Raw genomic sequence first — 14,256 nt, forward strand, 5'->3', positions numbered from 1 at the left:
ACTAAGTCCCGTTCCCTTTCATCTTCCAGGGAACGGCTACATAAAGCAAATCTCCTCAAGCATTCTTCAAGTGGAGATGAATGCCCCATGCTTCTTTGTTTCTCTTGCTTTCTACTCTTATCGTCAATTGTTGTACATGCTCAAGTCGCATTCTAATAGATCAGGAATATTCTCTCGAGTCATTCCTAAACCAATGAAAAAGGGAGAACGTATTGTCCTCCCTTTATTTAAAATTTATCCTTCCTGAACAACTCCTGTTGAAGAGTGTAATCGGTGGTTTTTCGCCATTTCTACGGCACGTTCCGCGTCAATATATCCCCATATATCATCGAGAATCGGGTGGGCAGTAGCTTTCAGAATGCTCTTTACATCATTTGGACTAAGATCCGGATTCGCTTCAAGCATAAGAGCAATGACTCCTGCGCAAATTGGGGTTGCCATCGATGTACCTGATAACTCAATATATTTCTCATCCCTAATCATCTCTGGCAATTCCGTTTCGATGCTTGAGCCTGGTGCAAGCAGCGATACAATATTGGTTCCTGGTGCATAAATGTCAGGCTTGACGAACGAATCAATTGTAGGTCCTCTACTGGAATAATCGGCTATTCGATCGTCTGCCCGGTCTAATGTGTTCTGATCATCTGTTGATCCCACCGTTATAATGAACGGATCAATTGCTGGCGTACTGATTGTTGTTTGATCAGGACCATTATTTCCAGCAGCGGCACATACAACGATTCCTTGATGCCAAGCAACTTGAGCAGCTAAACACAACGGATCATCCCTGAAAGACTCGTAGGCAGGAGCTCCGAGTGAAAGGGAGATAATTCGAATACGATGCTCTTCTTTATGTTCCATACACCATTCCAGACTTTCAATAATCGTTGACAGCCTGCCTTCACCTTGTTTATCTAACACTTTTAATCCAATGATCGAAGCTTCTGATGCAGGACCCGTATATTTCCCATTAGAAAGACTGCCATTTCCAGCAGCATTTCCTGCGCAGTGTGTTCCATGCCCATTATCGTCATATGGATCTTCTTTCCCATTTATAAAATCATGGAAAGCTATTATTCTATTTGAGGGTTGAACAAGGTCGTCATGTGGATGGACACCTGTATCAATCACAGCAATGGCAATCCCTTTCCCTGTTAAACCTAACTGCTCTCGCACCTGAATCGCACCTATTTGTTCACTGGCGATATCCAGAAAAGATGTTACAATCCGGTCGTAAAAAATCCGTTCTACCGCTTCATGATCCTTAATCTGTTTGATTTTATCAGGTGTTAAATGGCCTTTTAATCCGTTAATACTGGGTAATCCTTTACTTAGTTTGTTAGGAGAATCCTTGTTACATATTTTGAGGAGGTCATCTTTTTTATCCTGCTGGCAATTCTTTTTCAGATAAAGGATAATGGGAATCTCATTGCTATTCGTCAATTTCAGGTTTACTTTTTGAATATCCCGTAAATGTTCCACTAAGCCTGGATCTAGTTTAGACTCTGCATTTTCATACCATACCTTTTTTTGATTGCTCATGTTATTCCTCCTTTGTTATAAACCTATCCCTCACCAATAGTCAAACTTTAAATTGGGGCACCCTTATTGACTATAAGGGCACCCTTTCGTTCTAAATAACAACGCACAACTAAAATTAAATGATCTTATTCTAAAATACGCTCCTCCGGTAAATAGTTGCAGGTTTTCGAAACAACCTAAGGAATGCCAGGTAACTTAGTACTCCTTTGACATTTCCCTCTAGATAATAGAAAATGGTATAGATATTCTACATGAGAGGAAGTTTTATTTGGATCAGCAAGAGCAATTTTCATCCAGGATAGGATTTATTTTATCGGCCGCAGGAGCCGCAATTGGCCTTGGTGCCATTTGGAAATTCCCATACATCGCAGGACAAAATGGCGGTGGCGCATTTCTCATTATTTTTCTTTTGTTTACCGTTATACTCGGCCTTCCCTTACTGTTAGCCGAATTTACGATAGGTAGAACAGCACAGCAAGATGCCGTTCGTTCTTTCCAAGTAATCGCTCCCAGAACAAAATGGTATTTTATCGGAATTCTTGGCATGATCAGTGTTTTTATTTTACTTTCCTTCTACAGTGTTATTGGCGGTTGGATCATTACATATCTATGGAAAGTCGTGACTGGAGGATTAACCGGTTTAAATGAAGTTCAATATGCAGAGCTGTTCGCAAATACAATAGCGAATCCAGCGATAAGTATCGGTGCGCAACTGATATTTATCATCATGACCATTTTCGTTATTAGTAGAGGCGTACAAAATGGAATTGAGCAAACAAATAAAATCATGATGCCAGCACTTGCGATCCTTTTCGTCATTCTCGTAATTCGCTCGGTCACCCTTGATGGGGCTTCTGCAGGTGTTGCTTTTCTATTTCAACCTGATTTATCAAAAGTGACATCAAGCACAATTCTTGAAGCGATGGGACAATCCTTCTTCACGTTAAGTGTCGGTGTTTCCGTCATGATTACATACAGTGCTTATTTGTCAAAAGACCAGAGTCTGCCAAGTTCCGCTGTATCGATTGTCCTTATGAATATAATGGTTGTTCTCTTGTCGGGTCTTGTGATATTTCCTGCAGTATTCTCGTTTGGAATGGAGCCGGATGCAGGGCCGACCCTTTTATTTAATGTGCTTCCTACGATTTTCAGTCAAATGCCAGCCGGGATGCTGTTTTTCGCAGCGTTTCTCATAGTCTTTTTATTTGCGACCTTAACATCGGCTTTTTCCATGCTGGAAATTATTGTAGCCGTCATTTCCAAAGGCGACCCTGTAAAAAGGAAAAAATGGGCCTGGATTGTCGGATTAGCAATCTTTCTCTTCGGTGTGCCGTCTGCACTCTCTTTCGGTATTTTGAGTGATGTTTCGTTATTCGGCAAATCAATCTTTGACTTAGCGGATTACACCGTAAGTAATATTTTACTGCCAACAGGGGCATTATTCATCGCAATTTTCGTGTCTGTTAAAATGAAAAAATCAGCGATGTACGAAGAATTAAAACGGGGCAGCAACTTAATGTACGGCATCTTCCAAGCTTGGTTCTTCCTCGTTCGCTACCTCGTTCCAGCGTTGATTATTTTCGTCATGCTCGATGTACTTGAAATCTGGTAAGCCCGCGAAGCAATACATGCCACTTTCTAAATTTTATCGCCGTATTTCCGTATAGTAACTGTATAAATAGTCAAAATAAAAAGGCATAGATTGATACAAATATACGGAGGTGCAGCATGAATAAACCGTACCGGTGTCCAAATTGCAAAACAAACAGATCACGCTTTAACCTGATCGAACAGACCGCAACTCCCGTCAAACTCGATGCAAAAACGGGTGAAATCTTAGAAGAATATACGAGTGAAGATACGCTTCTTTTTCACCAAGCTTATAATGGACCGCAATACAGAATTCAGTGCGGGGTATGTGGATTAATTGAAAATGAAAAGATGTTCGAACAGTTTGCGGAGTATGATGGGAATTGAGTATTTGGTGTCTGGCAGAACTCAAATTTTGCAAGAATATATTCTTCCGCCAAACACCTCCAATAGAAAAATGGTAAACTATATTATGATATGGTTTACCATTTTTTTGAGGTGTCTAACTCCTCAACTAGGAGGTCTATCCCATGCTCCAACAATTAAAAAAACATTTTCCTTCCTTACAATCTTATAAAAAAACACCAACGGAAATCGATGATAAACTGACATGGTTTATTGCAGAGAATGGCCAAATTATCAGTATCGATCCGTCCGAAATCACTGAAAAGGATTCCGCTTTATTACATATGTTTCTAAAACCGTATCAACATAATTTTCCGCCTATGACAAAAGCAGAAAAATTATGGCAGCAATACATTCAAGCTGACGGTGAGCTACCGGAAACAGAAAACATGTTTCGCCTAATCTTTTTCCAAATCCCGCCAGATCAACTACAACCAGCAGACTTCAAGGACGCCCTTAATCAATTATTTCATAAAGAAATGATTATCCTATGGGAAAGTAAAACGGAAGGAATCATTGTTGATAAAATGCTCGCTGAAGAAGATATTTCATTAGAGGAAATCATCGACATTTTAATGAGTGATCTATATATAAAAATCCGCTTTTTCGTGAGTCCATATCTTACGGAACTCGGACAAGCGAAACATTATTATAATCATTTAACTTCTCAAGCAAGCATTGTCTTCTCCTACTGGGAGCATAATGTGATTTCTTATATAGAAGCAATTCCTTACCTGCTTATCGATCAACTAACACCGAATTTAAGAGACGATCTGCAGCAGCTCATCCCACAGGAATTTCAACACGATAAGGGGTTCCTAAAGATGATGGAAGTTTTTCTGAAAAGCAATTTAAATGTTTCGGTAGCGGCTAAGAAGCTATATATGCACCGTAACAGTTTTCAATACCGAATTGAAAAGTTCAAGGAAAAAACGGGTCTCGATATCCGAAATTTCCATCATGCACTAACTGTTTACCTGGCTTTATTGATCAAGTGAATCCATTTGTAAAGTTGCCTAAAACATGTCCAAAGCTTTGTGCACGTTTACCATTTAATGAGTAATCGTTCTCCACTATAATGAAATCAGTGAATAAAACGTTTTCATATATTTGAAGGAGGATCTCATAATGGCTGAACTCGTATTAGAAAATATTCAAAAGAAGTATGATAAAGAGGTCGTAGCGGTTAAAGACTTTAACCTGCATATTGAAGATAAGGAGTTTATCGTATTCGTTGGGCCATCCGGCTGCGGTAAATCTACTACACTACGAATGATTGCAGGTCTAGAGGAAATCACGGAAGGAAACCTGTACATTGATAATAAGCGGATGAACGATGTTTCTCCAAAAGACCGTGATATTGCAATGGTTTTCCAAAACTACGCCCTCTATCCGCATATGAGTGTATACGATAATATGGCATTTGGATTAAAACTGCGGAAATTTAAGAAGGCGGAAATCGATAAGCGCGTAAATGAAGCAGCTAAAATTTTAGGCTTGGAGGAATACTTAACTCGTAAACCTAAAGCACTTTCTGGTGGTCAGCGACAGCGTGTTGCATTAGGACGAGCCATTGTCCGCGATCCGAAAGTGTTTCTCATGGACGAACCTTTATCAAACCTTGATGCTAAATTACGTGTCCAGATGCGTACAGAAATTCAAAAGTTGCACAGGCGTCTGCAATCAACTACTATTTACGTGACACACGACCAGACGGAAGCAATGACGATGGCTACCCGTCTCGTTGTTATGAAGGATGGAGAAATCCAGCAAATCGGTTCTCCTGAAGAAGTGTATAAGAACCCTAATAACGTATTCGTCGGTGGCTTCATCGGCTCACCAGCAATGAACTTCTTTACAGGCATCGTGAAGGATTCTTACTTTACCATGGGGGACGTGAAAATAAAAATTCCTGAAGGCAAGCTGAAACCATTAAAGGATAATGGCTACCTTGATAAAGAAGTCATTCTCGGTGTTCGCCCGGAAGATATTAAAGATGAACTTGTCTTTCTAGAGGCAAATCTAGAGTCTACGATATCTGCTGGCATTGAAGTTGCCGAACTGAATGGTGCAGAGACGTTCCTTTACTCGAAAGTCGCGGATCAAAGCTTTATTGCCCGAGTCGACTCCCGTTCTGATGTTAAAGCTGGAGATACCGTGAAATTAGGTTTTGAGATGAATAAAGCACATTTCTTTGATGCGGTGACGGAAGAGAGAATTTATTAAGTTACTTCTTTTAGTCAAATGGTTCAACCTTATTTCTCCATGGGAAAAGGGATACCCCTCTTTAAGGAGTATCCCTTTTATCTTTCAGTAACATATAAGCTTATTTTTAATATTTTATATCCCGAATATCTCGGGTGGGAAATTCTTCTTTTTCGTTTTAATTATTGGGTGATTTTTTCAAAACGCAGCATGAATCATCGTGTTAATTCAAGAATTTCACTTAACCGCGGTACGTGTTCCACTGGGTGTTCTCTAACTTAAGCAACGCAAGCCCTACCTGCTCTTGCGTCCTTGCGACCCCTTAGTCGCTCCAGTTTGAATAAGCATCTTCAAAAACATTGTAGAATGCCAGAGCGCTTATTTGTTACTCGATTTACTATAATACCATCTTAAAGAATTCTTGTCAATCTTTTTTTGCAAAGAAATGAACTGGGATCCGTTTGTTAATTTATGTTTAGGTTTTATTGGTTGGAATGGATTATTATCTTTATATCAATTAAACTTAGATTACTACATTATACATAGGGGAGGGATCTTTTTGTGGCCTTTTAAGAAAAGCGTGCAACCTACATTAAATATAATTGAACCAATCAAGAAAACTAACTACACAAAAGACACAGATAAAATTGTCGAAGGTTTGTTTGAAGGGCAGTACTTTCTTATAAAATCTTTAGAAGTTCTTGATTTTAAAAAAGGAATTGACTGGAACTATCAGCACCATTCGGGTGCAAATACTTATCAACTTTATCTTCATTCGTTGGAAACCATTCATCATCTTTGTAATCATTACGAGAAAAAGAAAGACAAAAAATCATTAAAAAAAGCTTATGAAATTTTACAAGATTGGGCTAAACACGACGAAGCCCATCCAAAGGAAAATTACCGTTCCCGCTGGAGTGATCACGCAACGGCAACGCGTGCGTTAGCAATTATTTATCGGGTAATCGGAAAATAGTGTGGAAAGAGGATTAAAAGGTACCCTCTTCCATAGCCTTGATCAGTGTGGAAATATCAGCCCCATAGATTTCCTCATACACCCATTCATAGCCTGCTTGTTCCAAATTTGGAAATTGATCAGGCAACATTTTTCCAAAAGTAATCTCAACTTCTTTGAATTTCTTTTTCTTTTTTATTTTACGATAGCCTTGTGTAAATAAGATTTTTGCTCTGAGGGCTTCAAAAGAGTAACCACGACCAACATGGTTCATTGTCTTAATTAAACGATTCAGGGATTCTGTATAGGCGTTTGTAATTGGAGAATTGAAATAGTTGAATATCTCTTCTTCCCAATTGTTCACTGCTTTTATTAGATCACCAAAATAAGCCATCAATTCTTTAGGTATATTTGAAAACCAGTTTTGATACAGTTTATAGGCTTCGTTGATTGATTCAGCCTCATAAATGTCAAAGAATTGCTCTTTAAGCTCATATGCTTGACCAAGTAACGGGAATGTATCAGTCCATATTTGTAATTTTATTTGGTCATCAAAGTCATTAAGGTCTTTACGTCTTGTTAGAAGTACGTAACGGTCTCTCATGAGTTGCCTACGTTCTTTGGCTGACACATTCTGGCGATTAGCCTTTCGTATCTTTTCCAGGGCTTCATTGGCTAATTTAACAACATGAAACTTATCAATTACGATTTTGGCATGTGGTATCACTGATTTAACAGCACTTTTATAAGGATTCCACATATCCATTGCTACAAGTTCAATTTTATCAATGTCTTTGAGTCTTGAAAGATAACTGATAACCACATCTTTATTCCGTTTACGTAAAATATCAATTACCGACTTGTTTTCAACATCAGTGATGACACAACGATAATTTTTAAGCAAATGAACTTCATCAATACCAAGCCATTTAGGAGTTCTGAAATCTGTATGTGCTTCAAGTTCAGAAACATAATCATTGAATATGTTTCGAACAGTTTTTTCATCTACACCTATATCATCTGCAACGCTGGTAAAGGTCTTTTCGAGACTTGCTTCTTGAATCCAATCTATAAGTCTATTAGTAACCGAACGACTAACGTCCATATCGGGAAGGTTCTCAAAAAACGTTTCATTACACTCCCTACATTTATATCTTTGGCGATTGACATAAATACCAACACGTTTAGCGTGCATTGGTAGGTCGAAATATAGTTGTTGTTTCTTACCATGTTTGTATAAGTTTGCAACAGTACCACACTTTGGACAATGTGAAGGGGGTAGTGTAGTAGACTCAACTAAGAATCTATAATCATATTCGCTTTCTTTCATATCCAGAATCTTTAAGTTTGGTAGATTGAGCATATTGGTTAACATTTACTTTTTCCTTTCAAAGTTTAGAATTAAAATAGAAAACTAATGAAAACAGCTCGTGAAAACCTAAATTAAAATAATGGTTTGACATAGGTTTCCACGAGTCTAATGTTATATTAGTTAATCTTCACTTACTTTTTTCCAATTTAGACAATATCCAGAGGTAAATGGCAATTCCTCCAAAAGTTATGATTGTACTAACGATTAGTTGTGTTTCGTATTGCAATGTGGTCAGATTTAGTAAATAATCAGGAAGTGTTAACAATGCTATTATAATGATTAAAGTCCATGATTTTGCCCAAATGGAAAAACCTATTATAAATAGTACTGTGATTACACCAATGATTAGGCTTCCAGTATTGCCGAAATAAATGACGGGAGTGTCGATGGCTCTATTTAGGTAGATTAACCCAATAAATAGAGCGATGGGCAGTATCGCTATACCAGCCAATATCAACCCCTGTCTTTTGAGAGATTGATTTGATGTAGAAATATATTTAAACCCTGTGAAAACAGAAGCAATAAATATTGCACCAATTATAATATGCCCGATAATTTCCAAGATAGAATAGGAGAGGTTGCCTTCTAATAAGTCAGGGAAAATTGTAATAGAAAATGATCCAAGAATGATTAGGCAAATGTATTTAAACCATGTTCTATAGTCAATTAACATCTCGTTAGAAACCATCTCCATATATTCTTTCGGAGATTTTCCAATAATTTTTTCAATGGATTTTCCGTTTTTTTCGGCTTCGGACAAATGGATTTCTAATTCATTCACAATTTCCTCAATTTCATCCCATTGTTTTCCACTTGAAAATAAGTATACACGTAAGTTTTCCAAGAACTCTTGGCTTTCTTTAGAAAGTTTTAACTTATTCTTCAATGATGTCATCTCCTTTTGTATATTTTGTATCTGGCTCAAAACACAACACTTTGTTAACATTAGACTGTAAATTATTCCAGCGTTCTATAAATTTATTCAATTCTAACTCCCCCTTTGGAGTTAGTGAATAATATTTTCTCCTTGGTCCTGCTGTGGATTTTTTTAAGGTAGATTTAACTAATTCTTCTTTTTGCATCCGCAATAACAATGGATAAATTGTACCCTCACTAAAAGAGTGGAAACCATAACTTTCAAGTTTTTCTGCCATTTCGTAACCATATACTTCTTTATCCTTGATAATTGCCAGCAAACAGCCATCAATGATACCCTTCAGCATTTGTGTTGTAGACAAACTTCCCCCTCCTTTCTCACTAACTTGTAATACAAGAGTTATGTTTATAAAGTATCATGCATTACATGATATATATGAAGAATAGCATTATTAGTCTTGTAATGCAAGGTATAATTCAAAGAAAATCCATATAGAAAAGATTCCACACGATTATCCGATTCACGAGGATAAAATACTATATATATAATAGAAGTTTTCCATATGATAATCCGAATACCCTATTTATCTATACACTTCCGCTGTAGATATAATAAAAATAGATGAGGAACTGATCTATAATCTTCTCTTGAAGCATGCTAGATTTTTAAATGATGACCAAAATTATCGGAAAAATAACCATGGAATCATGGTCGACAGGGCTTTACTATCGATTGCATTAGTTTTGTCCGAATATCCAGAAGCAGAACACTGGAAAGAGAAAGCAATTTATAGAGTCAGGGAAGCTTTCAATAGAGATTTCAGTTACAAAAATGTCCATTTAGAGAATTCGCCGGACTATCATAGTATGGTGATGAGGCTTATTCAATCTGTCGAAAGCTTCTTGGTAAAAAATAATTTGACCCTCGGAAAGGACATCGTAGAAAGATTAGAGCAAGCGGATGATTATTTTCACTATTTTTTAAAGCCAAACCTAAAAGTCCCGACCATTGGAGACACCTCTTCCGGTCATTTAAAACGGAAGAAAAAGAAATTTGATTCCTTCATTGATGAAGAAGCGGGTATTGCAATCCTTCAAGATGAGCATGAGGAGCCAGAAAGATCAACTTGGCTATCTTTTATCTGTGGCTACGGGAGTAAGACTCATAAACATTTCGATGATTTATCGTTCAACTTGTTTTATAATGGCAAAGACATTTTCGTTGATTCGGGAAAATATAATTATGTTAAAAGTGATAAGATCAGACAATACGTCCTTTCCCCAATTGCACACAACACCCTTGCAATCGATGGAAAAGAATATAAATTAGGCGATCCGCTAGTCTACCGCGATAAAATTAAAATAACCGGTTATCACAAAACGTTACACTATGAACTAATTCAAGGGGAAAATAAAGCATATAATGGAGCGAAACTAAAGCGGACACTTATCTTTTTCAAGCCGGATGTCATAATTATTTTCGACCAAGCTGTAAGTGACGAAGATCAGAAATTTTTACAATTGTACAACCTTGCCCCACATATTGAAATCCTTGAGACAAAAGATAATTACGCAAAAATAAAATCAGGTGCCGATATTATTGAAATCGAGCAACTGCTCGGAACAAGTTCCGTTACGAGTTTCCAAGCGGATCGAACTGAACCGAGAGCAATCATGTCCGAACGTTTCAATGAATTAATCGATATATCACAATTGGAGTTTTCAAAAACGGGTGAGAACGTGAATTACCTGACGATGATTAGTTTCGGAAATGAACAATCCATACAAGGCGTCACATTTGATGAAACTTCTAAAATCCTAACTTTAAATAGAGATGGAAAAAAACTAGACATAGCTTTATAATCACAATCGTGAAACATCTAGAATGCATATAAAAATTTATGAAGGGAAGTGGAATAGCGTATAGCTTTCCGCTTTTTTCTTATTTTAGCGGGATTACATTCTCAGAAAGGATGGATACCTTTGGAAAAATATCTTTACGGTAACACTATGACCTTCCTTGCAGCAAAGTTGTACTGCGAGATAAAACAAAAGAGTCTCTGATCTCTAAACTAGAAATCAAAACTCTTTTATTACAATCTTATTCGATATCATCCAAATCGTCTCACTCGAAAAAACAGTCACATCAAAAGGTAAGATCGCCGAATCGATCCATCTTAAATAACGATATATCATGTTCCGTTTCTCCAGTCATAGCTAGTTGGGATAGGATTTCTCCTACTACACTAGCGAATTTAAATCCATGACCAGAGAATCCTGTCGCTATCAATACATGGGAATGTTCAGGATGCTGATCGATAATAAAATGTCCGTCAGGCGTTCGCGTATAAATACAAATCGCCGCTTTCTTTAATTTCCCAGAAGCCTCGGGCATAAATTCATCCAAGAACTTCCGTAAATGACCTTCATCACTGATACTTGAACCAAATTCACGGTTCATCGTAGACGGATCAATTTCTTCTTCAAAATCGTGACGCCCAATCTTCAAGCCACACTTACCAAATGACGGGAAACCATAGTACATCGCGCTTGAATCATTAGAAGTTACTTCCGCCGCAAATGTTGGAAAGTTGTTCAAACTAAACAATGCTTCATTCGCTTCAAACCACGCGATCGGTTGGCGAGTTGTCTTTAATGGAAGCTTTAAGCCTACTTTTTTCAATAACGTTCCACTCCAAGCACCTGTACTAATAATCAGCTTTTTTCCAGTGAACGTAGCGTTTGCCGTTATAACTTTCACCGACTTATCACTTGTCTCTATATCTATTACTGGATTTTGAAAGGATAGTTTCGCACCGTGATGAACAGCCAACTCCTTATATGCAGTGATACAATTCTCACTAAATAAAAACCCAGAATTTTCCTCATAAAACCCGATATAATCATCTGGTAGATTAAGCCCCGGAAACCGTTCTTTGATTTTAGCGCTACTAAGAAAATCTATATTCAAGTTATGTTCTTTCCCACTCGCTATTGCTTCATCAATAAATGGTGCATTGCCTTTTGGTCCAAATCCCATTGCACCTGCCTGAGTGAATATTTTCAAGTGACTCTTTCTCTCCAGTTCTTCCCACAATTCCTGAGAACGGAGAGCAAGCGGAACATATTCCCTTCCCTCGCCATATGCATGACGGATAATTCGTGTTTCCCCATAATGGCTTCCTTGGTCATGCGGCGGATCATATGCATCAATCAGTAAAACCTTTACCCCTTGACGCGCTAAATAATACCCAGCAGCCATCCCCATTGATCCCGCTCCAGCTATAATGACATCATAAATTTCTTTCATGAAATCCTCCTGATCTTTTCTTCTCATCTTTGTTCATATTCACGACTTTCAATCAAGTAAAAAATCATTCATCCTGTTTCATCCGTACAATCAGCATCATACCAAACGAAAGAATCATAATCGCAATCACCCACATCCATGCCATCGCCATATTCCCTGAATCCAGCGCAATATAAATCGCCGTTGGGATGGTCTGCGTGACACCTGGGATATTTCCAGCAAACATTAAAGTTGCACCGAACTCGCCTAACGCGCGGGCAAAACTTAAAATACTTCCAGCAAGTAGCATTTTAGAAGCTAAAGGAACGGATATAAAGAGGAAGGTTTTCCACTCGCTCGCGCCGTCAATCCTTGCAGCTTCTTCAATATCGTGATCCACTTCCTGGAATCCTGACTTCGCCGACTGATACATGAGCGGAAAGGCAACAACAACTGCCGCAATTACAGCGGCCCACCACGTAAAAATAACTGGTTGATTAAAAATCCACTCAATCGCTTGACCGATAATACTATTTTTTCCGAAAACAACGATCAATAAAAAACCAACAACCGTCGGAGGTAGTACCATTGGAAGCATTAGAATTGTCTCTACAACGGCCTTTCCTTTGAATTTTCTTCTTGCAAGAGCTTTCCCGATTAACGTTCCCATTATAATAACGATAACACCTGATATCGTAGCAACTTTAAGCGACAACCAGATCGGGCTTAGAAATTCTTGCATAAATGCATTATTTAATTGTAAATCCATATTCTTCAAATACCTTTAAGGCTTCATCGCTTTGGACATAGTCAAAAAAGCCTTTTGCCGTTTCATACTGGTCAGAATCCTTGATTATTCCGACCGGATAAATAATAGGTGTATGTGTCTTGGCATCAAGAGAGGCAACAATATCTATTTTTTCCGAGGTGAGGGCGTCCGTTTGATACACGAGTCCAGCCTCAACATTCTCGGTTTCAACATAGGATAAAACTTGCCGAACATCCTTTGCGAAAATGATATTTGATTCCAGCTCATCCCATAAATCCATCTCTTCCAGCGCTTCTTTCGCATATTTTCCCGCAGGCACGGTTTCAGGTGTACCGATGGAAATGTTACTTATCCCCGTTTTTATAAGATCCTTAAATTCCCTAATTGTTTGGTCCCCCTTTGGAACAATTAATACTAATTCATTTCCAAGCAGGTCTACCCCGTCTTCTTCGGCAATCATTCCATCTTCAACTAAACGCTCAAACTTATCTTCAGCTGCTGAGAAAAATAGATCCACTGGTGCACCTTGAGAGATTTGCTGTTGCAGTGAACCCGAGGCTCCGTAATTAAAGGTCAATACTACTTCTGAATGTTCCTCTTGAAACGCCACTTGAATTGTATCTAACGCCTCTTTCAAACTTGCTGCCGCAGAAATCGTTAACTCAACATTTCCAGCTACTCCCTCGTTTTCTCCGTCTGCAGAGTCTTGGGCAGAATTACTAGTATTAGAACATGCGACTAATAATAGAAATATGAATAAAAGATTACTAATGAAATAAATTCGTTTTTGCATATTCTATTGCCACCTTCCGAACATTTACCATTTATTATATCCTATTATATTGAGACTCCCACGACTAAAGTCGCAAGCCCTAAACCTTACGGTTTTCCGGGTGGGATTCTTGAATGACTAAACGTTCGCAGTCCATTTCTGTTTTGAACAGCCTTCAAGATGAGGGTATCTCATTACCCCTCCTAAGACAGTGCATATAGCATCTTAGGCTGATTAACTATTACCATCAATCACAGGTGCGTATCGAATATTCATAGCACCAACTAAATCACGATGTTTTTCGAATCCACATTTACACTTATATTTGCGGTCTCGTGCCTTATTTTTTTCAGAGCATTTAGGACATGTTTGACTTGTATAGGCAGGATTCACATATTCAACTTTTATTCCCTCTAAATTCGCTTTGTATTCACTGTATTTTGATAGGCGGTAGAATGACCAATTGTGCAGATTCTTTTCG

Annotated in this window: 14 protein-coding genes; 6 read left to right on the top strand and 8 right to left on the bottom strand. The window is 38.1% G+C overall.

Features of this window, described 5'->3' with window-relative positions; genetic code table 11:
• Positions 1-234: 234 nt before the first annotated feature.
• Entirely contained in the window at positions 235-1,542 is a 1,308-nt protein-coding gene (locus tag WKU33_RS15860; protein ID WP_336253071.1) for a S8 family serine peptidase, read from the bottom strand.
• Positions 1,543-1,810: 268 nt separating this feature from the next.
• Here WKU33_RS15860 and WKU33_RS15865 point away from each other — a divergent pair, with 268 nt between their 5' ends.
• The 5 genes from WKU33_RS15865 to WKU33_RS15885 all read left to right on the top strand — a co-directional run bounded on the left by WKU33_RS15865 (position 1,811) and on the right by WKU33_RS15885 (position 6,718).
• On the top strand, positions 1,811-3,154 hold the full coding sequence (locus tag WKU33_RS15865) for a sodium-dependent transporter (protein ID WP_156856389.1): 1,344 nt from the start codon (positions 1,811-1,813) through the stop codon (positions 3,152-3,154).
• Between the two features lie 116 nt (positions 3,155-3,270).
• Complete coding sequence (locus WKU33_RS15870) at positions 3,271-3,519, top strand: DNA alkylation repair protein (RefSeq protein ID WP_156856388.1); 249 nt, start codon at positions 3,271-3,273, stop codon at positions 3,517-3,519.
• A gap of 143 nt (positions 3,520-3,662) precedes the next feature.
• Entirely contained in the window at positions 3,663-4,535 is an 873-nt protein-coding gene (locus WKU33_RS15875) for a PucR family transcriptional regulator (protein WP_340455503.1), read from the top strand.
• Between the two features lie 130 nt (positions 4,536-4,665).
• Entirely contained in the window at positions 4,666-5,763 is a 1,098-nt protein-coding gene (locus tag WKU33_RS15880; protein WP_340455505.1) for an ABC transporter ATP-binding protein, read from the top strand.
• A 424-nt stretch (positions 5,764-6,187) separates the two neighbouring features.
• Positions 6,188-6,718, top strand: coding sequence for a heparinase II/III family protein (locus WKU33_RS15885; protein ID WP_340455507.1), 531 nt, complete (start codon positions 6,188-6,190; stop codon positions 6,716-6,718).
• 13 nt (positions 6,719-6,731) lie between these two features.
• Here the strand turns inward: WKU33_RS15885 and WKU33_RS15890 are convergent, their stop codons facing one another.
• From WKU33_RS15890 to WKU33_RS15900, 3 genes are all read right to left on the bottom strand, one after another.
• A complete protein-coding gene (locus tag WKU33_RS15890) occupies positions 6,732-8,072 on the bottom strand; it encodes an ISL3 family transposase (RefSeq protein ID WP_340455509.1) in 1,341 nt (446 codons plus the stop codon).
• A gap of 124 nt (positions 8,073-8,196) precedes the next feature.
• Positions 8,197-8,955, bottom strand: coding sequence for an HAAS domain-containing protein (locus WKU33_RS15895; protein ID WP_077701821.1), 759 nt, complete (start codon positions 8,953-8,955; stop codon positions 8,197-8,199).
• On the bottom strand, positions 8,945-9,292 hold the full coding sequence (locus tag WKU33_RS15900) for a PadR family transcriptional regulator (RefSeq protein ID WP_077706858.1): 348 nt from the start codon (positions 9,290-9,292) through the stop codon (positions 8,945-8,947). Before WKU33_RS15900 ends, WKU33_RS15895 begins: the two co-directional genes overlap by 11 nt.
• Before the next feature lie 301 nt (positions 9,293-9,593).
• Here WKU33_RS15900 and WKU33_RS15905 point away from each other — a divergent pair, with 301 nt between their 5' ends.
• Positions 9,594-10,808 carry a heparinase II/III domain-containing protein gene (locus WKU33_RS15905; RefSeq protein ID WP_340455512.1) on the top strand — a complete coding sequence of 405 codons (1,215 nt, stop codon included), beginning with the start codon at positions 9,594-9,596 and terminating at the stop codon, positions 10,806-10,808.
• A gap of 283 nt (positions 10,809-11,091) precedes the next feature.
• Here the strand turns inward: WKU33_RS15905 and solA are convergent, their stop codons facing one another.
• The 4 genes from solA to WKU33_RS15925 form a co-directional block, all read right to left on the bottom strand.
• The gene (gene solA, locus WKU33_RS15910; protein WP_340455514.1) at positions 11,092-12,255 is read right to left on the bottom strand and encodes an N-methyl-L-tryptophan oxidase; all 1,164 of its coding nucleotides are present in this window, start codon (positions 12,253-12,255) and stop codon (positions 11,092-11,094) included.
• 64 nt (positions 12,256-12,319) lie between these two features.
• A complete protein-coding gene (gene modB, locus WKU33_RS15915) occupies positions 12,320-13,003 on the bottom strand; it encodes a molybdate ABC transporter permease subunit (protein ID WP_336253077.1) in 684 nt (227 codons plus the stop codon).
• Positions 12,984-13,796 carry a molybdate ABC transporter substrate-binding protein gene (gene modA / locus WKU33_RS15920; protein ID WP_336253078.1) on the bottom strand — a complete coding sequence of 271 codons (813 nt, stop codon included), beginning with the start codon at positions 13,794-13,796 and terminating at the stop codon, positions 12,984-12,986. The genes modB and modA overlap by 20 nt, the downstream gene beginning before the upstream one ends.
• Positions 13,797-14,009: 213 nt before the next feature.
• The coding region (locus WKU33_RS15925) for a transposase (RefSeq protein ID WP_340455517.1) at positions 14,010-14,256 on the bottom strand (247 nt) is incomplete at its 5' end.

This window comes from Oceanobacillus sp. HCA-5259 (genome assembly GCF_037892815.1).
GTDB classification, from domain to species: domain Bacteria; phylum Bacillota; class Bacilli; order Bacillales; family Amphibacillaceae; genus Oceanobacillus; species Oceanobacillus indicireducens.